The sequence below is a fragment of the Pseudooceanicola sp. NS-SX9 genome (assembly GCF_057380705.1).
In genome coordinates this window covers 274303-297502 of the sequence record NZ_CM170818.1, presented here as the reverse complement: position 1 = coordinate 297502, position 23200 = coordinate 274303, and the positions used below count along the sequence as shown (strand labels likewise).

The window sequence follows — 23200 nt, the reverse complement described above, 5'->3', positions numbered from 1 at the left end:
ACACACATGGCCCATGCCAGACTGGGGACGCCAGAGCAGCTGCGCGATCCCGACTACCTGCCGCCCATCGTCGATGCCGTCCCGCTGGGGATCCAGCACGTGCTGGCGATGTTCGCCTCGAACATCACGCCGTCGATCATCATCGCGGGGGCCGCGGGCTTCGGCTATGGCTCGGACCAGGGGGCATTGGGCTTTCCGGACATGACCTACATGATCCAGATGGCGATGCTGTTCGCCGGGATCGCGACGCTGTTCCAGACCATCACCTTCGGCCCCGTGGGGGCCAGGCTGCCGATCGTGCAGGGCACGTCCTTTGCCTTCCTGCCGATCATGATCCCGGCGGTTGCGGGCAAGGGCCCCGAAGGGATGGCCGCGTTGATGACCGGCATCGCGCTTGGCGGCTGCTTCCACTTCTGCCTGGGCTTCATCATCGGGCACATCCGCAATGCCCTGCCGCCGCTGGTGACGGGGTTGATCGTGCTGATGATCGGCCTGGCGCTGCTGAAGACCGGCATCCAGTACGCCGCCGGCGGCGTGCCGCTGATGGGCAAGCCCGAGTTCGGCTCGCTTGCCATGTGGATCCCGGCGCTGGTCGTGGTGGTGGTGGCGCTGGCACTGTCGTTCTTCGCCCGCGGCATGTTGTCGGTCTCGGCGGTGCTGATCGGGCTGCTGGCGGGCTATGCGGTGGCGCTGATGATGGGCCAGGTCAGCTTTGCCAATGTCGGGCGGGCGGGCTATTTCGACCTGCCGACGCCGTTCCGCTGGGGTTTTGCCTTCGATCCCGCGATCATCGCCGGCATGTGCTTCATGGCTGTCGTCTCGGCCATCGAGACGGTGGGCGACACCTCGGGCATCACCAAGGGCGGCGCCGGCCGCGAGGCCACCGACCGAGAGATCTCGGGCGCGACCTTTGCCGATGGCCTCGGCACGGCGGTCGCGGGCATCTTCGGCGGCCTGCCCAACACCTCGTTCAGCCAGAACGTCGGGCTGGTGTCGATGACCGGCGTCATGAGCCGCCATGTGGTGACCATCGGCGCGGTCTTCCTGATCATCTGCGGGCTGGTGCCGAAATTCGGCGCCATCGTCGCCACCGTGCCCACCAACGTGCTGGGCGGCGCGGTAATCGTGATGTTCGGCATGGTCGCCTCGGCCGGGATCAACATGCTGTCGGAAGTCACCTGGAACCGCCGCAACATGGTGATCTTTGCGGTATCCCTGTCGCTGGGCTTTGGCCTGCAACTGGAGCCCACGGCGCTGCAACACCTGCCCTCGATGGCGAAGATCCTGCTGACCTCGGGCCTGCTGCCCGCCGCCGCCCTGTCGGTGGCCCTGAACCTGCTGCTGCCCGAAGACCTGGACTGAGGCCCCACGGAAAGGTCTTTCATCTTTCCCCAAATATGCTCGCCGAAGGCGAAATGAAAAAGGCGCGGCCAAGGCCGCGCCTTTTGCCTCCGGCGGGAGTATTTATGGCCAGATGACAGGGAACGGCGCGTCAGGCGGGCTCGGTCGCCGGCTGCGGCAGAAGGGGGGTGCGGCCGGCATCGGTGACGATGAAGCAATCCCTGCCCTCGAAGGCTGCGACCGTCAGGTAGCGGGGCGCCTTCTGGGCGCCGGCGCCGGTGTCGATGTCGATGCGGTTGCCGAAATGGCGGGGGGCATCGACGATGGTGTGGCCATGCACGATCAGCCAGGGGAAGGGATCGGTGACGGCGTAGAAGGGATCGCGGATCCAGGTCAGATCGGCGATCACCTGGCGTTCCAGCGGCAGGCCCGGGCGCAGGCCCGCATGGACGAACAGCAGCTCCTCGCGCTCGGCCCAGAGCGGCGTCTCGCGCAGGAAGCTGCGGTGGGCGTCGGGGACGCGGGCCCGCGCATCCGAGAGGATCTCGGCGATGCTGCGGCCCTCGGACATGTCAACGCCGTAGCTTTTCAGCGTTTCAGGGCCGCCGAGTGCGGGATCGAACCAGGACCGGCCGCTCTTGATCGCGGGGTGGTGCAGCTGGCCCTCGTCGAGGGCGGCGCGGAACATCTCGTCGTGATTGCCGCGCAGGATGGTCCAGTTGCGGCCCTGGGCGCGGCCGGCGATCAGCAGGTCGAGGACCTCGCGGGCCTGGGGGCCGCGATCGACCAGATCACCAAGGAAGATGACCTCGTCGCGGGGACCGGCACCGTCGGCATGGATGCGGGCCAGGGCCGCCTGCAACATGCCAAGCTGGCCGTGGATGTCGCCGATTGCGTAGATCGTCATGGGCAAGTCCCCTCCTGTGACGCGGCAAGATCACCACGGATGTCCGGCGAAGGCCAGTGCCGCCGCCGCGAACCCGCCCCTGCCCTGTGATGGCAAGATGTGTCGCCCGCGTGATAATCCACATGGTCAAAGTTCTGACCTTGCGTAATATCAACCTATGGAGGAAGGGGTGGCCACAAAGGCACATCCCATGACGGACAAGGGGGGTCAGCCATGAAAGGCATTTCGTACATCTTTTTCGCCGCCGCCACGATCTGTGCCCTGCTGGGCATGGCCTGGGGGATTCACATGTCGGCATCGCACGACCACCAGATGGTCGCCGCCCATGCGCACCTGAACCTGCTGGGCTGGGTCACGCTGGCGCTGTTCGGCACCTTCTACCATCTGGTCCCGAAGGCCGCCGAGGGGCTGCTGCCGAAGATCCACCTGGGGGTGGCGCTGCTGGGGGTGGTCACCATCGTGCCGGGCATCGCGCTGGCCGTCACCGGTCAGGGCGAGGCGCTGGCCAAGATCGGATCGGTGCTGACGATCCTATCGATGCTGATCTTCGCCTTCGTGGTGCTGACCCGCGGCCGGGCCCGCTGAGACATGCGAACGGGCCGCCCTTTCGGGCGGCCCGCTGCCATTCGGAAATGTGTCCCGGGCCTCAGGCCAGGGTGAATTCCAGCGGACGGATCTGGGTGAACAGATCGGTTTCGCGCAGTTCGGCCAGGGCTTCGGGCTTGGCCTTCTCGTCCAGGTAGGCGATGGCGATCGCCTGGCCACCGGCACCGGCGCGGCCCAGGGTGAAGTTGGCGATGTTCATGCCATGCTTGCCCAGCACGCCACCCAGGGTCCCGATGATGCCCGGCACGTCGTTGTTGGTGGTGTAGAGCATGTGGTCGCCCACTTCGGCGTCGATGTTGATGCCCTTGATCTGGATGAAGCGCGGCTTGCCATCCGAGAACACCGTGCCCGCGCAGGAGCGTTCACGCTCGGGCGTGGAGATCGTCACCTTGATGTAGCCGTCGAAGGTGCCGGATTTCTCCTGGCTGGTGGTCGAGATCTGGATGCCACGTTCCTTGGCGACGACCGGTGCGGACACCAGGTTCACATCCGGGTTGGCTTTCTTCAGGATGCCCGCGATCACCGAGCAGTTCAGCGCCGCCAGGTTCATGCCGGCTGCGGTGCCGTCGTACAGGATGTTGATCGCCTCGATCGGCTCGTCGGTCAGCTGGCCGATGAAGTTGCCGATATGGCCGGCCAGCGCCACCCAGGGGCCCATGACCTTGGCTTCCTCGGCGGACATCGAGGGCATGTTCAGCGCGTTTTCCACGGCGCCGTCCAGCAGGTAGTTCGACATCTGCTCGGCGACCTGCAGGGCGACGTTTTCCTGCGCCTCGGTGGTGGCGGCGCCCAGGTGCGGGGTGCAGACCACGTTCGGCAGGCCGAACAGGACGTTTTCCTTGGCGGGCTCTTCCGAGAACACGTCGAAGGCGGCGCCTGCGACATGGCCGGATTTCAGCAGCTCGGCCAGGGCCGCTTCGTCAACCAGGCCACCGCGGGCGCAGTTGATGATGCGGACGCCGGGCTTGGTTTTCGCCAGGTTCTCGGCCGAGAGGATGTTCTTGGTCTGCTCGGTCAGCGGCACGTGCAGGGTGATGAAGTCGGCGCGCGACAGCAGCTCGTCCAGGTCGACCTTCTCGACGCCCATCTTCTTGGCTTTTTCTTCGCCCAGGAAGGGATCGTAGGCCACGACCTTCATCTTCAGGCCCTGCGCACGGTTGCACACGATGCCGCCGATGTTGCCGGCGCCGATCACGCCCAGGGTCTTGCCGGTCAGCTCGACGCCCATGAACTTGGACTTTTCCCATTTGCCGGCATGGGTCGAGGCCGAGGCCTCGGGGATCTGGCGGGCGACGGCGAACATCATGGCGATCGCGTGTTCCGCGGTCGTGATCATGTTGCCGAACGGCGTGTTCATGACGATCACGCCCTTCTTGGACGCGGCTTCACGGTCGACGTTGTCGACACCGATCCCGGCGCGGCCGACAACCTTCAGGTTGGTCGCCTTTTCCAGCAGGGCGGCGGTCACCTTGGTGGCGGAACGGATCGCCAGACCGTCGTAATTGCCGATGATCTCGGCCAGCTTTTCCTTGTCCTTGCCCAGCTTGGGCTGGAAATCCACCTCGATCCCGCGGTCGCGGAAGATCTGGACGGCGGCGTCGGACAGTTCGTCGGAAATGAGGACTTTGGGGGCCATGTCTGGGCTCCTTCGGATACAGTTGGTCCGGGGGCGCCCCGCAGGGCACCCCTTTTCAGATCAGGAAGAAGGGATCAGGCCGCTTCGGTCTGCGCGGCGATCTCGGCCTCGAAGGCATAGGCGATCCAGGGCAGAAGGGCCTCGATGTCCGAGGATTCCACCGTGGCACCGCACCAGATGCGCAGACCGGCAGGCGCGTCGCGATAGGCGCCCACGTCCAGGGCAACGCCCTCTTTTTCAAGGCGTTTTGCAACGGCCTTGGCGAAGGCGGCACCGTCCTTGATGCGGTCGTCCGTGAACTTCAGGCAGACCGAGGTATTGGAGCGCGTGGCGGGATCTTCGGCCAGGTTGGCGATCCAGTCATGGGCCTCGCAGAAGTCCCAGATCAGTTGGGCATTGGCATTGGCGCGGGCCTGCAGGCCGGCAAAGCCACCCACCGAACGACCCCAGGCCAGGGCGACAAGGTAATCCTCGACCGCCAGCATGGAGGGGGTGTTGATGGTTTCGCCCTTGAAGATGCCCTCGATCAGCTTGCCGCCCTTGGTCATGCGGAAGATCTTCGGCATCGGCCAGGCGGGGGTGTAGGTCTCAAGGCGTTCGACGGCGCGGGGGGACAGGATCAGCATGCCATGGGCCGCTTCGCCGCCCATCACCTTCTGCCAGGAGAAGGTCACGACATCCAGCTTGTCCCAAGGCAGGTCCTGCGCGAAGGCGGCCGAGGTCGCGTCGCAGATGGTCAGGCCTTCACGGTCGGCGGGGATCTTGTCGCCGTTCGGCACGCGCACGCCCGAGGTGGTGCCGTTCCAGGTGAAGACGACATCGGTGTTGAAGTCGACATCGGCGAAGTCGATGATCTGGCCGTAGTCGGCAGTCTTCACTTCGGCGTCGATCTTCAGCTGCTTGACGGCATCGGTGACCCAGCCGGACCCGAAGGATTCCCAGGCAACCATGGTGGCCTTGCGGGCGCCCAGCAGCGACCACATCGCCATTTCGACGGCGCCGGTATCGGATGCGGGAACGATGCCGATGCGGTAGTCGGCGGGGATGCCCAGCAGATCGCGCGTCTCTTCGATCGCGGCTTTCAGCTTTTCCTTGCCGACAGCGGCACGGTGGCTGCGGCCCAGGGGCGCATCAGCAAGCATGTCGATCGTGAAGGAGGGGATCTTGGCGCAGGGGCCAGAGGAGAAACGCGGATTTGCCGGGCGCGTTGCCGGAGCTTCGATAGCCATTTCTGGTATCCTTACAGATATACGCCCTTCGTTGGGGAAGGGTGTCCCGAGGACGCCTTTACGGAACCCCCAGTAAAAACGCAAGGAATTTCGCGCAGAGCCGCGCAGATCGTCACGACGACGCGCGGAACATGGCGGGAACTTTCACGCCCGATTGGCACAAATCTGACACACGGATCAGCTGCGATTTCCTGAAAAAGGCAAAGAAAAATGCCGGAGCAGCGGCAACTGCATCCGGCATCAAAGCATCACGGGAAACCCGTCTTAAGTCCCTCGACCATAGCCCGAGCGCACGCCCCTCGGCAACCCGGGAGGTGCGTCATGACTAAGGCATGCCTGAACCGATTCGAGTGGCAGAAGGCCGTCCTCCAGCAACGCAGCCTGACCGCCTCCACGCGCCTTGTGGCATCCGCCCTGGCGACTCAGTTTGCCAATGACGAGACCGGCCAGCTGAACCCCGCCATGCAGACCCTGTGCGAGTTCCTGGGCGTCTCCATGGCGAGCGTGAAACGGGCTGTCCGCGTCCTGGTGATGACCGGCTGGCTGCGCCGCACCGAGGGCCGAGGCCGGGGGAACGTGACCACCTACACCCTGGCCGCTCCCGCTAAGATTGTACCCTTCAAGTCTACCCGGAAGCCCCGCACCGCCCGGCAGGAGACCCCGAAGACGGTCCAGACGGCACCCCAGGAAAGGGGGTCTCAGGAGATCCGCACCCCTGCCGAAAAGGGGTCACCAGTGAGCCTTTACCCCAAACAAAAGGGGTCAAATTTTCCGCTAAAAGGGGTCACCAGTGAGCCTTCCTATATAGAACAATCAAAGGAACAAAAGGACGCGATTTTGCGCGCCTTCCGAGACACGAGGTTTGAAGGCAATCCGTTCGCCGGTTTGAAAGCGGTCGAAGTGAAAGCCTATCGGGCGGCTCTGTCGGACTGGGGACGCTGGCTCCAAGATCACGGCCTCCCCGAGCTTCACAACTTTGCGTTGCGCACCACGTCCGAGAAGGGCAATGCCTACTGGTATCTCCCTTGGACCAACGCGCCCGACAGTGAGGCCAAGAAACGGCAGGCGCTTTGGTTCTTCCGTGCGCTCCTGGACATGGAGGCGTCGCGCCTTGCCGCCCAGTGATCGCCTGCTTTCCCAAGCCCGTCGCGGGTCCTCCCTGGGGGTGTCCCCTATGGGGGTAATTCGCACCCCGACGTGTCAGCCGCTGAGAAAACGCCTAGGGGGTAAGAAATCATGAGGATTTTTTCCGAACTTCCGTTGGACGGAGAACCCGCGCACCGCATCGGCGGGCGCGATCTCTGCGTCCTGCTGGACCTGTCCTCCGGCGCCCTGGCCGATCTGAAGAAACGCGGCATCGCCGTGCACCTCGGGCATGACGCCTACGACCTGGAGGCCACCGTCACGGCCTATGTGCGCCACCTGCGCGGCGTCGCGGCGGGCTGGGGCACCGAGGATCAGGCCGCCCAGCTGACCACCGAACGCGCCCGCCTCGCGAAAGAGCAGGCCGACGCCCAGGCGCTGAAGAACGCCAGACTGCGCGGCGAGGTCGTGGAGGCCAGCGCGGTCGAGCGCGCCTGGACAGACGTTCTGCGCCAGGTGCGCGCCCGCATCCTCGCCGTGACGCCCCGCGTGCGGCAAACCCTGACCCTCTCCGCGTTCGAGGTCGACCAGATCGACCGTGAGCTGAGAGACGCCCTGACGGAGCTTGGAGGCGACAATGGCTAACGCCCTCTTCGAAGGCATGGGGCTGCTGCTGAATGACCAGTTCGGCGCCCTGGTGACTTACCTGCCTGCCGGTGGCAATCCCCGCAGCGTGCAGTCGATTTTCCGCCTCAGCCCGGTGCAGGCCATTGGCCAGGACGGGCATGATGTCCTGGTGCTGCGCCCGACCTGGAGCGTCCCGGCCTCTCTCGCGCCGGAGCTGGCGCGCGGCGATCAGATCCAGCCCTGGGACGGCAAGACCTACACCGTGCAAAACGTATGGCCGTCAGGCTCCCCCGCGACAGACAGCTTCCTGATATGCGAACTTTTTGAAGACTGAGGCCCCATGGCAACCATCGAAACCATCCGCCGCAACGCCCTGCGCGCCCTGATCCCGCCGCCGCGCCTGCGCCTGTCCAGCTGGATCGAGGAGCACATCGCCCTGCCCGAAGGCGTCAGCGCCCAGCCCGGCCCCGTGCGCCTCTGGCCCTTCCAGCGCGATATCGCGGACGCCATTGGCGACCCCGCCCTAGAGCGCGTGACCCTGGTGAAGCCCGTGCGCGTCGGCTTCACCACGCTGCTGACCTCTGCCGTCGCCTCCTTCGTGGCGAACGAACCCTCGCCCATCCTCTGCCTGCTGCCCGCCGAGGCCGACTGCCGGGACTACATGGTCAGCGACGTGGAACCGATCTTCTCGGCCTCGCCCAGCGTTGCCAGCGCCTTGGGCGAGGATCGCGAGGAAAGCGAACGAAACACCCTGCTGTCGCGCCGCTTCCCCGGTGGGTCGCTGAAGGTGGTTGCTGCCAAATCGCCCCGGAACCTGCGGCGCCACAACGTCCGCGTCCTCTTCATCGACGAGGCGGACGGCATGGACGCGACCGCCGAAGGCTCCCCGATCCTGCTGGCCGAGCGCCGCACCCTGTCTTTCCCGGACCGCAAGATCGTCCTGGGCAGCACGCCCGTGCATGACGAAACCAGCCACGTCTTGCGCGCCTATGCCCAGTCCGACGCCCGCGTCTTCGAGGTGCCCTGCCCTAGCTGCGGCACCTTCTCCGAGATCCTCTGGGATCAGATCATCTGGGACGAGACACCCGACACCGCACGGTGGCAATGCCCCCACTGCCGGGACGAGATTTCGGAACGCCACAAGGCCGCCATGGTGGCCCAGGGCCAATGGCGGGCAACCCGACCCGAGGTGAAGGGCCACGCGGGCTTCCGACTGAATGCGCTGGTCAGCCTCCACGCGAACGCCTCCTGGTCGAAGCTGGCCGAGGAGTTCATTGGCGCGAAGGACGACCCGACCACGCTCCAGACCTTCGTAAACACGATCCTGGGGCAAGGTTGGCGCGGCGAGGGGGAAGAGCTGTCCGAAGACGACTTGGCCACCAGATGCGAAAATTGGGGCCTCTCCGGCCTTCCCGAGGAGGTACTGGCCCTCACGGTCGGCTGCGACGTGCAACACGACCGCTTGGAACTGACCTTCGTGGGGTGGGCCGAGAACGGGCACGCCTTCGTCCTAGGGCACCGCGTCATCTGGGGAGACTGGGATGATGACGAGACCTGGGCCGCCCTAGACATGCAGCTGCGCGAGACCTTCCCCCACGCCCTGGGCGGACGGATCGGCATCGACGCTTGCGCCGTGGATGCCGGGGACGGCACGACCATGAACCGAGTGACGGCCTTCGCTGTACCGAGGACCAAAAGAAGGATCATAGCGATCAAGGGCGCGGCGGGTAACCGCCCTTTGATCGAGCGTGCTGGATCGAAAACGAAGGCAGGCGCGCGTCTGTGGATCGTCGGCGTGGATACCGCGAAGGGGCAGATTTTCAGCCGTCTAAGCCACGGCAGCACAATCCGACTGTCTAAGGAGCTCCCCCGCGTCTGGCACGAACAACTAACCTCGGAGCGCTCGGTTGTTCGCTACAGGCGTGGGCAACCGGTTCGAAGCTTCGAGCGCATAGCGGGGAAACGAGCGGAAGCGCTCGACTGCTTAGTCTATGCAATCTCAGCTCGCCAAATCATCCATCCTGATTGGCCAAACAGACGCATAACACTAAGCGGAGCCATCAAAACAACGCCTCGCAGCATAGTAAACCTTCGCTCCAGATGGATGAGGTAGCAACGAAATATAGAAGACTTACGCAACCCTCTCGTGGGTCTCATACTCCAAGCGGCTCCGTATCATCGACGCAATTTGCGGGTGCACCTTAACCACAGAAACTCTCTGCTTGATCTCCCCGAGACTCCAACGCTGTAGCAACGCAACAAATGATGAGTTCACAAACGAACTAGTTGCATTTGAAACACCGGAAAAGTCTAGGATCACCCTCCCGCCGCTCCGATGCGCACCCATGATGAGTTCCAGAAGAAAATCGCCCTGTGCGTTGGTGTCGCAAGCAGGCAGCACGTCCCGAACAACAATCACCATATTTCTTCCTCAAGCTGCGGTTCTGAGTTGTCGATCAAGTTGGTCGGCATCTTCACGTTTATCAACGTCCCAGTATAACCTGAGTTTCCATACCATACGTTAAATGGCTGAATTTTTCCATCCGAATCGCACGCGATATACCCTCCACCAGAAAAAACTTCCAGTTTTCCACCAAAATTTTCGGTAACATTCTGCCTAAGGAAGTCGAGCCCCTCGCCACGGTTGTTCGGACGCCCCGTCGTGAAGCCACGCTGAAAAGCTCGCCCGATGGCATCGCTAGGGTGCAGCCCGGCCTCTACTCGTGCTACGTTGCTTGGGATGCCACATCCGAAATCCCCAATGGAAAACTCCAAAACTTCCAAGTTCGGATACCACTGAGCAAAAATACTCCCGACATCAAAGCCAGCATGATCCTGAATATTATTAAACACCTCACTGATGCAGGTCTTCAACTCAGCCAGCGCGCCAGCAGGTCTACCGGAACAGCTCGACATCCACGGAATAAATTCTTGGTGGACCCAACCGTGACAGTATGAGTGCTGAACCTCAATCAATCGACAGGTCGTAGACTTCAATCGTGAAGCTTCCCACAACTTCCGCCCCAGCTGATCCTCGAAGAAACCTATACTATCAAGGAACATCAAAGGTTTAGTTGGGTTTTCAATACCGGAATAGAAGACCTTGCACCCCCGGCGATTCAAATACTTCGTAAGGTTATGCAGCAGCACCACGCCAGACGGCTTACAGAACTGAACCACACTGAAATCAAAGCATATTTGCTCAGGAAGATTGTTTAGATCAAGGGCCGCCCCCAAGCACATCAGGAGGTTCGGCGCATCAAGCAATTTCGGTAAATATATTGGTGCCATGTCAATCTCGCAGCGCAAAGAAGCAACACCACAATACGCCAAAATTAACACATGAGAAGCCGTACAGGACCGATACGGACCGCAAATACCCCCGGCCGAGGATTTGCACACGCTACAAATCAGGGAACCTGCAAAACTACTTACGTGCGCTCCGACAGCAACTGTTCGAGCCTCGCACACAAGACTTGCATACGCGCTATTTGCTCACTGAGTGAGGCCACTGGATCCGTTGCTCCCTGGTCGCCTCCTCGCCCCAACTGCGCAGCAATCTCAGCTTCGGCCTCCATGCTGCGCTCGAGACGCAGAACAATCTCCGCGTTCATCGAGCGCCCACTGGCAGCCGCCACACGCTTGATACGATCCCTCATCCCTTCGGGCATGCGAAGGATGAACTTGTCTTGAGACTGAGGCTTGCGCGATTCCATGATGGCATAGAGCCATGTTTTCTCATTGACACAATAATGGCTATGAGCCAGCAATCAGTTCAAACTAGGTAGAACGGGCCGGGCGGTGCGCCAACACCGTCCCGGCCCTGACATGAACCGATCTGAAAAGGAGATCGCCCCATGGCTGAAAGCCAATATATGAACCGCCGGGCCCTTCTGAAAGCCCTCCCTGCCCTGACCAGCGCCGCAGCAGCGCCAAGCGCTCTGAGAGCCGCGCCGCACGACCTCCACCCACACTGGCTGACCGACTGGCGCGCCACCAGAGACGCGTTCAACGCTCATGACGGCGGGGATGAAGACCCGGAAGGCAAAGCCATGACAGACCGGCTCATTGCGCTTGAGCAGCAGATCGCACGCACACGCCCGTCCACGGTACGCGGCGCAATCTCGCAAATCAGATGGGTGCTCGCCGACTCGCACGGTCACTTTGATTGCTGCGAATACGAAGATGCACTGACCAACGCGGTCGATGCCCTGGAGGCCCTGGCCTAGGCATTTGAAAGGGCCGGCGCCGCGCAACAGGACCTTAGCGCCCCGGCCTTTCCAGCCTAACCAGTCAATGCAAATTTAGCACCCATCTTGAGTGCATACATGTTGCGGGTCTTTTTTCATTTCCGTATAGTCCACCCATCATAAGGGCTTTTTCGGGATCTTCTCATGAAACGCAAAGCACTCCTGGCGGTCACCGGCTGCACCGTCAAAACCTTCGAAGCGCACACCGCGCGCGGGCACCTGCCCTTCCAAATCAGGGATCGGAACTGGAGCGACTACACGCTCGACAACGCCGTTGCGCTGCGCCTGATGCTGCAAGCCGCCAAGAGCATGGACAACGACAGCGCAGGGCTGCTGGCCCGCCGCGCTGTCAGCGCCCTGCGCCCCTTCACCCCCTACACCTACACGGGCGAGGACATGTTCGTCGCCCTGGTCCGCTACGACTGGGAAAGCGCACCGGAGGAATGGGATTTTCGCCAGGTGATCGGCGGGCGCTGGATCGACCTCAAAACCAAGGCCGCCGACTTCGTTACCTCGCTTGGCACGGACGCCATCCTGCGCTCCATCGAAGCGTTCTGCGTGACGGAACTGGCCGAGGAAGTCTGGAAGGAGGCAAGGGACTTTGGCCTGCCCGAGGGCGAAGAGTGGCCCGCCAGCGTGACCCAGGACCTGGCGCAATACCCCGACTGGTTCAAAGAGCACGAAACCGAGCGCCGCATTGCCATCGGCATGATCCCCGAGGACGAGTAATCGGCATGGCGTTCGCGTTCGACATTCTCAACCGCGTGTTCCGCCGCTCCGGCATCGAAGCCGGTAGCGGCGGGCGCCGTTGGGAGGGGGCCTCGCTGGTGACGGCCCCTCAGCAACAGACGCTTGCCGCGCGCGGGGCTGTGAAGGCCCGCGCCTCCGGCCTCTACCTCAACACCCCCTACGGGCAGCGGATCGTGGAAGCATGGACCGCCGCTCTGATCGGCAAAGGGTGGCAGGCACGTTCCCGCCACCCGGAAGCGACCGTGCGCCGCGCTCTGGCGGAGCGCTTTGAACAAATGGTGAATCAGGTTCTGACCATGATCGCCCGCTCCCTCGTGCGCGACGGCGAAGCCTTCGTCCAGATCCTGGTCTCGCGGGACGGCGCCCCGCGCCTGAAGGTCATCCCGACCGAGCAGATCGACCCTGCCCTTTCCCGCGACCTGGGCAACGGCTCTCGCATCGTTGCCGGGATCGAGTTCGACGCCGACGACGAAGTGACCGCCTACCATGTCCTGCGCGAACTGCCCGGCAGCGTCTTTGCCCTGACCGGCGAGACCGTCCGCGTCCCGGCCAGCGACATGCTGCATATCTTCGACCCGCTGTTTCCCGGGCAGGTGCGTGGCCTCTCCTGGCTCTCTCCGGTGCTGCTGAAGATGCGCGACCGGGACGAAGCCTCGGACGCCATGTTGATGCGCGAGAAGGTCTCGGCCCTGATGACCGGCTTCATTCAGGATCTGAACGGCGGCGTCGGCGGGTTCGAGGAAGAGAACTTGGACATGAACGTTTCGCTGGAACCGGGCGCCATGCGCATCCTGCCGGTGGGCGCCGAGGTGAAGTTTTCGCAACCCGGCCAAGGCCTCGCCCAGGCGGTCGAGTTCCTGCGCGCCCAGGACCGCGAGATCGCGGCGGGCGTGGGCCTGACCTTCGAAACCCTGACGGGCGATCTGGGCGAGGCGAACTATTCCTCGGCTCGCGTCGGCCTGCTGGAGTTCCGCCGCCGCGCCGAAATGCTGCAACGCCACCTGATCGAGGGCATGTTCCTGCGCCCGCTCTGGCAGCGTTGGATCGACCTTCAGGCCCTGGCTGGCGAGATCCCCTCTGATCCCGCCCAGCTGGCCGATTACCGCGCCGTGCGTTTTGTCGCCCCCGGCTGGCAATGGGTCGATCCCCAGAACGAGGTGCAGGCCGATGTTGCCGCCATTCAGGCGGGCCTGAAAAGCCGCGAGGAGGTCGTCGCCGGGCGCGGGCGCGACATCGAGGAACTGGACGAAGAGATTGCCCGCAGCGCGGGCCGCCAGCCGCAAGAGGCCCAGCAATGACGATCCACCTGCGCGCGGCCTCTCCGCGCCCCACCACCGTCAACACCGAGGCCCGCACCGTCGAGGCCATCGTTTCGACCGGCGCGGATGCTGCCCGCCCCGGCTTCATCGAACGCCTGGACCTGGGCGGCGTGGACCTGTCGCGCCTGATCGGCGGGCCGGTGCTGGACGGGCACCGCTCCGGCTCCACCCAGGACCAGCTGGGCGTGGTCGAGGCCGCCGAGGTCCGCTCCGAGGGCCTCTGGGTCCGCATCCGCTTCCGCAGCAACACCGCCGCCCAGGGCGTGCTGGCCGATATCGGCGACGGCACTCTGCGCGGCCTCTCCATCGGCTACACCGTGGCCGACTGGCAGGACACGCGAGACGGCAAGACCCGTATCCGCACCGCAACCCGCTGGACGCCCCTTGAGGTCTCCATCGTCCCCGTCCCGGCCGACACCGGGGCACACTTCCGCAACGGAGTATCCCGCATGGCCCCCGAAGACCTGATCATCACCGCGCCGCAGACCCGCGCCCAGGTGAACGCCGAGATCCGCAGCATTGCCCAGACGGCGGGCCTTACCCGCTCCTGGGCCGACCAGCAGATCGACGCGGAAGTGACCCCCGACGCCGCCCGCGCCTCGGCCTTTGCCGAAATGCAGCGCCGCAGCGCCGAGACCACGACCCGCAGCAGCCGGACCGAGATCATCACCGACAACAACGCCCCCGATGTGATCGCGCAGCGGGCCGGTGAAGCGCTGTTCGCCCGCGCCCACCACGACCACGAACTGAGCCCCGCCGCCCGCCAATGGGCTGGCCTGAGCTTCCGCGAGATCGCCCGCGAGGTCCTGCACCTGCGCGGCGTCTCGACCACCGCCATGAGCGGCGAAACCCTGATCACCCGCGCCCTGCATTCGACCTCGGACTTTCCTCTGATCCTGGGCGATGCCGTGCACCGCGAGCTGCGCCGTGCCTATGGCGCCACCCCCTCGGGCGTGCGCCAGCTGGCCCGCCAGACCACGGCCCGGGACTTCCGTGCCAAGAGCGCGATCATGATGGGCGAAGGCCCCCAGCTGGAACGGGTCGGGGAAGGTGGCGAGTTCACCCATGGCACCATCGAGGAATCGGCAGAGAGCTACAGCGCCCAGACCTTCGGGAAGATCTTCGCGATTTCCCGGCAGGCCATGGTGAACGATGACCTGGGCGCCTTCACCCGCGTTCCCTCCCTTCTGGGCGCGTCCTCTGCCGCCTTCGAGGCGCAGCAGCTGGTCGAGAAGATCGTCAGCAACCCCGCGATGAGCGACGGCGCGGCTGTCTTCGACGCCAGCCACAGCAACGTCACCGCCTATGACGCCGAGAACCCCGACGCCACGGCGCTGACCTTCGCCGCCCTCAGCACGGCCCGTCTGGCGATGCGCCGGCAGACCGGCCTGTCCGGCCAGCTGATCAACGTGACGCCGCGCTTCGTCGTCGTGCCGCCCGAGCTGGAGACCACCGCCGAGCAGCTGCTGGCCGAGATCAGCGCCACCCGCACCGAGGACACCAACCCGTTCTCGCGCCTCGGGCTGATCGTGGAACCCCGCCTGACGAACAAGACCCAATGGTACGTCACCGCCGATCCGGCCCAGGTGGACGGCCTGGAATACGCCTACCTTGAAGGTGCACCAGGCCCGCAGATCGAAACCAAGGCCGGGTTCGAGGTGGACGGGATGCAGATCAAGGTGCGCCTCGACTTCGGCAGCGGCTGGATCGACCATCGCGGCTGGTTCCGGGTCGGCTGATGGCGATCGGCACCGCAGAACTGGAAACCATGCGCGACGCCCTGATCAGGGCGCGCGCAAAAGGCGCACGCGAGATCCAGTTCAACGGCGAGCGGGTGCGCTACGGCAGCGATGCCGAAATGGCCGCCGCCCTTGGCGACCTGGAGGCCCGCATCCGTCAGGCCGTCCGCACCCGCCCCACCAAGGTCCGCTTTGCCACCGGAAAAGGCTTCTGAAATGCATCCGTCCCTGAACCTCCTGCCCAATTACGTCACCCCCGCCGATCTGGCGGGGCATCTTGGCGTTTCGGAACGGACGCTCAGGGACAAGGTGCGCGCCATTGGTGCCTATGCAAAACTGGGGCGCAGAGTCGTCCTCTTCCCCGAACACGTCGAAGCCCTGAAGGAGGCGATGAAATGTCCCTCAAACTCTATCGCCGCGGCAAGGTCTGGCATTACCGAGGAACGGTTGCCGGGCGGCGACTACGAAGCTCTACGGGCACTGAGGACAAAGCCATCGCGCAGCGGATCGCGGCAGAAGCCGAAACCCGCGCGTGGCGCAGTCATCTCGATGGACCGGAAGCTAACGTGACCCTCGCCCAAGCCTCCATCGCCTATCGTCAGGCCGGAAAGCCCACCCGCTTCCTGGAGCGGATCGAGGACCACTGGAAAGACACCCCCATTCGCGAGATCACCGGAGAGGGCATCCGCCGCTCTGCCCGCAAGCTCTATCCTGACGCCTCGGGCGCCACCTGGAACCGCCAGGTGCTGACGCCGACCAAGGCGATCATCAACTACGCCGCAGAGCTGGGCTGGTGCAGCCCGATCCGCATCCGCAAGTTCGACCACGAAGCCCAGGAGAAGGCCCCGGCCTCTCTGGAGTGGATCAGCGCGTTCGAGCGTCAGGCCCTGGCCGATGACCTGCCGCACCTCGCCGCCCTCTGCCTGTTCATGTACGGCACCGCAGCCCGCGTCAGCGAGGCGATCCGGCTCACCTGGGGCGAAGTGGACCTGACCTCCGGGACGGCGGAACTGTATGGCTACAAGCCCCGCCCCTGGTCGCGCACGGCGCATATGCCGCCCCGCGTGGTGGCCGCCCTGTCCAACATCCCCAGCAACCGCAAGGCCGATGAGGCAGTGTTCAAATACGCCGAGCGCGGCTCTGTGACCAAGGTCTGGAACAACGTCATCGAGCGGGCCGAGATCGCGCCTCTGACGCCGCATTGCTGCCGTCATGGCTTTGCCACGTCGATGATGCGGGCGGGCCAGGACGTGGCGACCATCGCCAAGCGCGGGGGCTGGAAGGATGCGGCAACGGTGCTGCGCACCTATGCTCACGCACTGGAGGACACCAGTGTCACAAATCTGCTTTTTGACACAGAATTGGCACAAGACCAAAAGTCTAAAATCGCAAGCAACGGAAATGTAAGGAGAAATCAAGCATGAACAAAGCCCTTCGTTGGGGAAGGGTGTCCCGCTTGGGGCTGTAGAGGATTCCCCCGGGGCACGCAAGGGATTTCGCAAGCCGCCCCCGAAGTGTCGCTTTCGGACAAAAATCCCCGGACCCGCGTTGGAAGGGGGGAGCAGCGGGCCCGGGGCAGAGAAAGCGATGCGTCAGAACTTGTGGACCTTCAGGCCCACGACCTTCTCGACGAAGATCACCACCGCCAGCGTCACCACGATCGACACCGACGACACGGCCGCGGCCTCGGGGGTGTAGTTGGTCTTCAGGTAGTCGAACAGCTGGATCGGCAGGGTCGCGGTGCCGATGCTCTTGAGCAGCAGCGAGATCGTGTAGATGTCGAACGAGATCACGAACGAGAACAGCGTGCCCCCGATCAGCCCCGGCTTGATCAGCGGCAGCACGATGCGGCGGAAGCGGACCAGGGGCTTTGCCCCCAGCGAGCGCGCCGCCATCGTCCAGTCGGTGTCAAAGCTTTCCAGGCTGGCCGAGACGTTCATGAAGACGAAGGGCAGCGTCATCAGCACATGGCCCACCAGCATCCCGAACAGCGTCTTGGTGCCGATGCCCACGCCATAAAGGAAGAACAGCAGCGCGATGGCGGTCAGGATCTCGGGCAGCAGCAGCGGCGAGATCAGCGCGATGCGCACCAGTTCCTTCCGGCGGCCGGCGAAATGCACGTAGTAGAGCGCCGCCATGGTGCCGATGATCACCGAGAAGAACGTCGCCACCGCCGCCACCCAAAGCGAGGTGCCGATGGCGCGGATGAAGACCTCGTTGTGGAAGAAGGTCACGTACCAGCGCAGCGACAGGCCCTGCGGCGGGAAGGTCAGGAAGGCGCCGGCGTTCAGGGATGCCCCGATGACGACGATGATCGGCGCCATCAGGAAGACATAGACCAGCAGGCAGAAGATATTCAGGGTCCAGCGCGACATCATGATTTCCACTTGATCCGGGTCAGGCGGGCAAACAGGATCACCGTCCCGCCGCCCAAGGCCGCCAGCGTCAGCGCCAGCGCCGCCCCGAAGGGCCACTGGAAGGTGTCCAGCATCGCATCGACCACGGTGACGGCCGTCGTCTTGACCCGGAAGCCGCCGATCAGCGCCGGCGTCACGTAGGACGACAGCGACAGCACGAAGACCAGGATGCAGCCGGACTGAATGCCTGGCATCGCCAGCGGCAGCAGCACCCGGCGGATCACGGTGAACCGCTTGGCCCCCAGCGAGCGCGCGGCAGCCGGCACCGAGGGGTCGATGCCCTGCACCGCGCTCATGATCGGCAGGATCATGAAGGGCAGGAAGACATGGGTCAGCGCGATGATGATGCCCAGCGTGTTGTACATCAGCGGTAGCGGGTGGTCGATCAGCCCCCAGCCCCTCAGGGTCTTGTTGATGACGCCGTTGTTGCCCAGCAGGATCGTCCAGCCGTAGCTGCGGATGACGATGCCCACCAGCAGCGGCGACAGCACGATGCCATAGGCCAGCCCCCGCAGGAACAGCTTTGGCCGGGCCAGCTGAAAGGCCACCGGCAGCGCGATCAGCAGCGTCACCAGCGTCGTCACCGCGCCGATCAGCATCGTGTTCAGCGCCTGCCCGATGTAATACCATTGCGAGAAGATGCGGCCGAAATTGCCCAGCGTGTAGCCCTGGCCGAAGGGCGTCCCCTGCCCCGGCACCCGGAAGGCCGAGGTGATCACCGTGACATAGGGAATGGCCAGGAAGACGGTCAGCAGGACCGCCGCGGGCAGCAGCAGCAGGATGGCGGTGCGCTGGCGCATCAGCGCGCCTCCTCTTCGTCCAGCATCCAGAAGCGCGACGGATCGACCGACAGCCGCACCATGTCCCCCAGCAGGAACCGGTGCCGCGGGATCGTCTTGACATCCATCCGGCGGCCGTCGCCGAATTCCAGCACATAGTCGACGATAGCGCCGGAATACTGCAGGCCGACGATGGTCGCGGGCAGGCCATGGGGGGTGGTGTGGGGGTGCAGGTCGACGGCCTCGGGGCGCAGCACCAGCGTCACCTTTGCCCCCGGACGGGCGGCGAAGGGCAGCGGGATCTCTCCGAAGGGGGTGTCGACATGATCGGGGCGATGCGCCTCGACCACGGCGGGGATCAGGTTCACCTGCCCCACGAAGCCCGCCACCGTGGCCGAGCGCGGCTTTTCGTAGATGTCGGCCGGGGCGCCCGCCTGGGCGATGCGGCCATCGAACATCACCACCACCAGATCCGACATGGTCATCGCCTCGGCCTGGTCATGGGTGACGTAGACCGTGGTGATGCCGACGCGCTTTTGCAGGTCGCGGATGAACACCCGCATCTCCTCGCGCAGCTTGGCGTCAAGGTTGGCAAGCGGCTCGTCCAGCAGCAGGATGCGCGGCTCGATCACCAGGGCGCGGCCGATGGCGACGCGCTGCTGCTGGCCCCCCGACAGCTGCGCCGGGTAGCGGCCCGACAGGTGGTCCAGCTGCACCATCTCCAGCGTGGCCTGGACGCGGCGCTTGATCTCGGGCTTGGGGATCTTGCGCATCTCCAGCCCGAAGGCCAGGTTCTGGAACACCGTCATGTGCGGGAACAGCGCGTAGTTCTGGAACACCATGCCGATGTCGCGGTCTTCCGCCGGCACATGGGCCACGTCCTGGCCGTCAAAGACGATGGCGCCGCGGGTGACATCCTCGAACCCGGCCAGCATCTTCAGCGTCGTGGTCTTGCCGCAGCCCGACGGCCCCAGCAGCGAGACGAACTGCCCCGAAGGGATCGTCAGTGAAATCGCATCCACCGCCGCCTTCGAGCCTGCGTAGATCTTGGTCAGCCCGTCCAACCTTACTTCGGTCATCTGCTTGCCTGTCCTGGGGTCTTGGTCTTCATCGAAAGGCCGGGGCACGCAATGCGCCCCGGCCACTGGCTGCGCGCGGGCCTCAGCCCACCTGCTTGGCCCATTCCTCGGACAGCTTGTCCTGATTGTCGTTCACGAAGGCCCAGTCCCACTGCAGGATCTTGTCCATGCCCGCGCCCGACACCGGCACCTGTTCCTTCAGGTCGTCCGGCACCACCACCTTGGAGTTGGTGGGCGAGATGTAGAACTGCTTCATCATCATCTCCTGGATCTCGGCCGAGATCAGGAAGTCGATATAGGCATAGGCCAAGTCCTTGTGGGGCGCATGGGCGGTGATGTTCATCGTCTGGTCATAGGCCAGCAGCCCCTCTTCGGGGATGATGTAATCGACCGGCAGGCCCTGCTTTTTCAGGCGGGCGATCTCGGCAAAGTCGAAGGGGGCGATGACGATCTCGCCCTGCGCCAGCGCGGTCGACAGGTTGATGTCGACCTGGATGGTGCTGCCCAGCTTCTTGAGCGCGGCAAAGCCCGCCTCGGTGTCGTACTGGTCCTTGCCGAACATCTTCGAGAACAGCAGCAGCTCCATCTTGCCGGCCGAGTTGGCGAAGTTGTAGAGGCCGATCTGCCCCTTCACGTCGGAATTGTCCCAGAAATCGTGCCAGCCGGTGGGTTTCTTGGTCAGCACGTCGGCGCGGTAGCCGATGCCGATCGGCGAATAGGCCGCCACCAGCGCATAGCCATCCGCCGTCTTGGCGATCGGATAGAGGTCGGCGTAATTGGGCAGCTTCGCCAGATCCAGCTTTTCGAAATAGCCGTCCTTGCGCAGGCCCTGGGCGAAGACCTCGTTCGTCATGACGATGGAATAGGGCGGGTTGTCGACACCGGCGGCACGCAGGTTGGCGCCGAAGACGCGGCCGTTGCCGACATCAAGCGTCACCTTGGCGCCCGACTTCTTCTCGAAGGCGGGGGCGATGTTGTCGCGCCAGAACTGTTCCCACACGCCGCCGAGGGTCGGCACGACGAGGGTTTCGGCATCCTGGGCAAAGGCATAGCGCGGCAGCAGAGAGGCAAGGCCCATGGCCCCCATGCCCTGCAGGGCCTGACGTCTGGTGATGGTCATCTGGTTCTCCAAGTTGGTCGGTCTGTCGGTGGCCGGGACGGAGGGGCGATCTGGCGCCGCCCTTCTCCGGGGGTCGTGTCAGGCGCCGAAGGCCTGGCTGGTCTTCAGCGCGATGTAGTCGGCAAAGCTGATGGGGTCGTATTTCGCGCCGTCCTTGGCAAAGGGCGGCAGGCATTCGATCATCGTTTCGGCCGAGGGGTTCAGGAAGAAGGGGATCGACTGGCGCCGTGCGGTGCCCTTGAACCCCGAGGGCGGGTTGGCGACGCGGTGCGGCGTGCTGACCCATTCGTCGTTCGACCAGCGCATGAAGGCATCGCCGATGTTGACCACATAGGCGCCCTCGATATTGGGCGCGTCCAGCCAGACACCATCGCGGCGGCGCACCTGCAGACCACCGGCCGAGGCCTCGGAGCGCAGGATGGTCATGAAGCCGTAATCGGTATGTTCCCCGGCGCGCAGCTGCCCGGGCTCGGGCGCCTCGGACTGTTCGGGGTAGTTGATCACCCGCAGCGCCGAGAGGTGGTTTTCGAAGGCCGGTTCGAAATGGTCCGGCGCCAGCCCGATGGCGGAACAGAAGATCGCGCGCAGGTGACGGGCCAGGGTTTCCATCTCGGCGAAATAGGCGCGGAAGGCGGTCTCGATGCCGGTGGGGCGGTCGGGCCAGGTGTCGCCGGCCAGCAGAGGACCGAAGTTCAGGCTTTCCTTCAGGTCGCCCGGGGTCTTCAGCCCCAGCGTGCCCGCCAGCGCCTCCTGCTTCATCGGTGCGAAGGCCAGGCCCCCGGTCACGCCCTTGCCCTGGCCGATGGTGGTCTTCCAGTCCTGGGGCTCGTCGAAGAAGTCATGCGCCAGGTCGTAGAGGCGTTTCGTCACCGCCCCGTCGACGCCATGGCCCGTGACCAGGAAAAAGCCCGATTGCGTGGCCGCCGTGCCGATCTGGCGCACCACTTCGGCGGCGCCCGCATCGCCCGCGATGAAGGCGGAAATGTCCACCACCGGAATCATGTCGATCGTGTCGCTTGTCATGACACACCCCCCTGCCCGACTGCCACCCTGGCGCCGGGTCCTGCAAAACGTCCTGTTTTCAAGCCGGTGGGCCGTCCCAGCGGCTCGTCGCAAAACACTTGTTGACGAGCAAAACTGTTGTTGTCTAGAAAAATCCCGATCCAAACCCTGAAAGGCGCCGCATGGACGAGCTTTCGCCGCTTGAGGCAGCAATCCTCAGGCACATCACGCAGAACCCCTTCGCGGGCCAGCAAGAGACCGCGGACCAGATGGGCATCGCGCGCTCGACGGTGGCGGCGCATATCGTGTCGCTGACGCGCAAGGGCTACATCCTGGGCCGGGGCTATGTGCTGCCCGAACCCGAGCGCGTGATCTGCATCGGCGGCGCGGTTCTGGACCGCAAGTACCGGGCCAAGGACGGGTTGCAGCGCGGCACCTCGAACCCGGCCGAGGGGTTCCATTCGCATGGCGGCGTGGCGCGCAACGTGGCGGAAAACCTGGCCCTTCTGGGCCGCGCCACCAGTTTCCTGTCCGTCGTGGGCGAAGACGAGACCGGCCGCCACATGCTGGACCACCTGCGCAGCCGCGGGGTGGATGTCAGCCAGGTCAGCCTGTCCGCGCGCCGCTCGACCGCAGAATACTGCGCCATCCTTTCGCCCGGGGGTGATCTGGAGCTGGGCATCGCCGACATGGAAATCTTTGATGAGCTGGGCCCCGAACGGCTGGACCGCGCCTGGTCGCACATCCTGGGCGCGACGATGGTCTTTGCCGACTGCAACCCGCCCATCGACACGATCCTGGCGCTGATCGAACGCGCCAAGGGCAGCCGGTTCCGGCTGGCCGTCGATCCGGTCTCGACCCACAAGGCGCGCAAGCTGCCGCAGGATCTGACCGGCATCGACTGGCTGTTCATGAACCTCGACGAGGCGAACGGCTATCTGGGCGCCGACCACCCTTCGGGGCGCGACGGGGCGCTGGCGGCGGCCGACCAGCTGCGGATGCGCGGCGCCGCGGGCGTCGTGGTCAGCGCGGGCGCCACCGGCCTTGCCGTCAGCGAAGGCCAGACCCGCGCCTTCATCCCCGCCGTGCCCGCCCATCCGGTCGAGGTGACCGGCGCGGGTGACGGCATGATCGCGGGCACCCTGCACGCGCTGATCGGCGGCGCCGCCCTGCCCGAGGCCGCCCGCACCGGCGCGCTTCTGGCCGCGCTCAGCGTCGAAACCGCAACAACCGTGCGCGCCGATCTCAGCGCGCAGCTTCTTGAAACCAGCCAGCACCGCCTTTCCCCGGCTGAGCTGCACCCCGCAGCGGAGTAA

General features: G+C 64.6%; 24 protein-coding genes. 13 read left to right on the top strand and 11 right to left on the bottom strand.

The genetic code is table 11. The features are described 5' to 3' along the window. The first annotated feature begins 6 nt into the window (after window positions 1–6). Window positions 7–1362 (top strand): uracil-xanthine permease family protein, encoded by a 1356-nt coding sequence (locus tag AC2ITM_RS01405; RefSeq protein ID WP_486468056.1) that lies wholly within the window; start codon window positions 7–9, stop codon window positions 1360–1362. 130 nt (window positions 1363–1492) lie between these two features. Here AC2ITM_RS01405 and AC2ITM_RS01400 read toward each other — a convergent pair whose 3' ends face one another. Further along, window positions 1493–2248, bottom strand: a complete 756-nt coding sequence (locus tag AC2ITM_RS01400; protein WP_486468055.1) for a metallophosphoesterase family protein — start codon at window positions 2246–2248, stop codon at window positions 1493–1495. Between the two features lie 213 nt (window positions 2249–2461). On the opposite strand from AC2ITM_RS01400, the gene AC2ITM_RS01395 reads away from it, so the two are divergent. Further along, window positions 2462–2833, top strand: a complete 372-nt coding sequence (locus tag AC2ITM_RS01395; protein WP_486468054.1) for a hypothetical protein — start codon at window positions 2462–2464, stop codon at window positions 2831–2833. Between the two features lie 61 nt (window positions 2834–2894). On the opposite strand, the gene serA is transcribed toward AC2ITM_RS01395, so the two are convergent. Beyond that, complete coding sequence (gene serA / locus AC2ITM_RS01390) at window positions 2895–4490, bottom strand: phosphoglycerate dehydrogenase (RefSeq protein WP_486468053.1); 1596 nt, start codon at window positions 4488–4490, stop codon at window positions 2895–2897. A 74-nt stretch (window positions 4491–4564) separates the two neighbouring features. Beyond that, window positions 4565–5719 (bottom strand): phosphoserine transaminase, encoded by a 1155-nt coding sequence (locus tag AC2ITM_RS01385; protein ID WP_486468052.1) that lies wholly within the window; start codon window positions 5717–5719, stop codon window positions 4565–4567. A gap of 321 nt (window positions 5720–6040) precedes the next feature. Here AC2ITM_RS01385 and AC2ITM_RS01380 point away from each other — a divergent pair, with 321 nt between their 5' ends. The 4 genes from AC2ITM_RS01380 (at window position 6041) to AC2ITM_RS01365 (ending at window position 9542) form a co-directional block, all read left to right on the top strand. Beyond that, the gene (locus tag AC2ITM_RS01380; RefSeq protein ID WP_486468051.1) at window positions 6041–6844 is read left to right on the top strand and encodes a hypothetical protein; all 804 of its coding nucleotides are present in this window, start codon (window positions 6041–6043) and stop codon (window positions 6842–6844) included. 111 nt (window positions 6845–6955) lie between these two features. Continuing rightward, a complete protein-coding gene (locus AC2ITM_RS01375) occupies window positions 6956–7447 on the top strand; it encodes a terminase small subunit (protein ID WP_486468050.1) in 492 nt (163 codons plus the stop codon). Beyond that, a complete protein-coding gene (locus AC2ITM_RS01370) occupies window positions 7440–7763 on the top strand; it encodes a head-tail joining protein (protein WP_486468049.1) in 324 nt (107 codons plus the stop codon). Before AC2ITM_RS01375 ends, AC2ITM_RS01370 begins: the two co-directional genes overlap by 8 nt. 6 nt (window positions 7764–7769) lie before the next feature. Beyond that, window positions 7770–9542, top strand: a complete 1773-nt coding sequence (locus AC2ITM_RS01365) for a phage terminase large subunit family protein (RefSeq protein ID WP_486468048.1) — start codon at window positions 7770–7772, stop codon at window positions 9540–9542. Between the two features lie 18 nt (window positions 9543–9560). On the opposite strand, the gene AC2ITM_RS01360 is transcribed toward AC2ITM_RS01365, so the two are convergent. From AC2ITM_RS01360 to AC2ITM_RS01350, 3 genes are all read right to left on the bottom strand, one after another. Beyond that, the gene (locus tag AC2ITM_RS01360; RefSeq protein ID WP_486469371.1) at window positions 9561–9776 is read right to left on the bottom strand and encodes an STAS-like domain-containing protein; all 216 of its coding nucleotides are present in this window, start codon (window positions 9774–9776) and stop codon (window positions 9561–9563) included. Window positions 9777–9844: 68 nt separating this feature from the next. Continuing rightward, the gene (locus AC2ITM_RS01355; RefSeq protein WP_486468047.1) at window positions 9845–10720 is read right to left on the bottom strand and encodes an ATP-binding protein; all 876 of its coding nucleotides are present in this window, start codon (window positions 10718–10720) and stop codon (window positions 9845–9847) included. A gap of 140 nt (window positions 10721–10860) precedes the next feature. Continuing rightward, window positions 10861–11145, bottom strand: coding sequence for an Arc family DNA-binding protein (locus AC2ITM_RS01350; protein ID WP_486468046.1), 285 nt, complete (start codon window positions 11143–11145; stop codon window positions 10861–10863). A 141-nt stretch (window positions 11146–11286) separates the two neighbouring features. Here AC2ITM_RS01350 and AC2ITM_RS01345 point away from each other — a divergent pair, with 141 nt between their 5' ends. From AC2ITM_RS01345 to AC2ITM_RS01320, 6 genes are all read left to right on the top strand, one after another. Then, complete coding sequence (locus tag AC2ITM_RS01345) at window positions 11287–11658, top strand: hypothetical protein (RefSeq protein WP_486468045.1); 372 nt, start codon at window positions 11287–11289, stop codon at window positions 11656–11658. 165 nt (window positions 11659–11823) lie between these two features. Next, complete coding sequence (locus tag AC2ITM_RS01340; protein WP_486468044.1) at window positions 11824–12408, top strand: hypothetical protein; 585 nt, start codon at window positions 11824–11826, stop codon at window positions 12406–12408. A gap of 5 nt (window positions 12409–12413) precedes the next feature. Beyond that, on the top strand, window positions 12414–13727 hold the full coding sequence (locus tag AC2ITM_RS01335) for a phage portal protein (RefSeq protein WP_486468043.1): 1314 nt from the start codon (window positions 12414–12416) through the stop codon (window positions 13725–13727). Then, window positions 13724–15487: a prohead protease/major capsid protein fusion protein gene (locus AC2ITM_RS01330; RefSeq protein ID WP_486468042.1), complete on the top strand. Its 1764-nt coding sequence runs from the start codon at window positions 13724–13726 to the stop codon at window positions 15485–15487. Before AC2ITM_RS01335 ends, AC2ITM_RS01330 begins: the two co-directional genes overlap by 4 nt. After that, window positions 15487–15702, top strand: a complete 216-nt coding sequence (locus AC2ITM_RS01325) for a phage head-tail joining protein (RefSeq protein WP_486468041.1) — start codon at window positions 15487–15489, stop codon at window positions 15700–15702. Before AC2ITM_RS01330 ends, AC2ITM_RS01325 begins: the two co-directional genes overlap by 1 nt. Before the next feature lie 180 nt (window positions 15703–15882). Then, the gene (locus AC2ITM_RS01320) at window positions 15883–16911 is read left to right on the top strand and encodes a tyrosine-type recombinase/integrase (protein WP_486468040.1); all 1029 of its coding nucleotides are present in this window, start codon (window positions 15883–15885) and stop codon (window positions 16909–16911) included. Window positions 16912–17079: 168 nt separating this feature from the next. On the opposite strand, the gene AC2ITM_RS01315 is transcribed toward AC2ITM_RS01320, so the two are convergent. The 5 genes from AC2ITM_RS01315 to AC2ITM_RS01295 form a co-directional block, all read right to left on the bottom strand. Then, window positions 17080–17862 (bottom strand): ABC transporter permease, encoded by a 783-nt coding sequence (locus AC2ITM_RS01315; protein WP_486468039.1) that lies wholly within the window; start codon window positions 17860–17862, stop codon window positions 17080–17082. Beyond that, window positions 17862–18704: an ABC transporter permease gene (locus tag AC2ITM_RS01310; RefSeq protein WP_486468038.1), complete on the bottom strand. Its 843-nt coding sequence runs from the start codon at window positions 18702–18704 to the stop codon at window positions 17862–17864. The genes AC2ITM_RS01315 and AC2ITM_RS01310 overlap by 1 nt, the downstream gene beginning before the upstream one ends. Next, window positions 18704–19762 carry an ABC transporter ATP-binding protein gene (locus tag AC2ITM_RS01305; RefSeq protein ID WP_486468037.1) on the bottom strand — a complete coding sequence of 353 codons (1059 nt, stop codon included), beginning with the start codon at window positions 19760–19762 and terminating at the stop codon, window positions 18704–18706. Before AC2ITM_RS01305 ends, AC2ITM_RS01310 begins: the two co-directional genes overlap by 1 nt. An 82-nt stretch (window positions 19763–19844) precedes the next feature. Beyond that, window positions 19845–20882, bottom strand: coding sequence for an ABC transporter substrate-binding protein (locus AC2ITM_RS01300; RefSeq protein ID WP_486468036.1), 1038 nt, complete (start codon window positions 20880–20882; stop codon window positions 19845–19847). 78 nt (window positions 20883–20960) lie between these two features. Beyond that, on the bottom strand, window positions 20961–21905 hold the full coding sequence (locus tag AC2ITM_RS01295; protein ID WP_486468035.1) for an isopenicillin N synthase family dioxygenase: 945 nt from the start codon (window positions 21903–21905) through the stop codon (window positions 20961–20963). A gap of 161 nt (window positions 21906–22066) precedes the next feature. Here AC2ITM_RS01295 and AC2ITM_RS01290 point away from each other — a divergent pair, with 161 nt between their 5' ends. Continuing rightward, the gene (locus AC2ITM_RS01290) at window positions 22067–23200 is read left to right on the top strand and encodes a carbohydrate kinase (protein ID WP_486468034.1); all 1134 of its coding nucleotides are present in this window, start codon (window positions 22067–22069) and stop codon (window positions 23198–23200) included.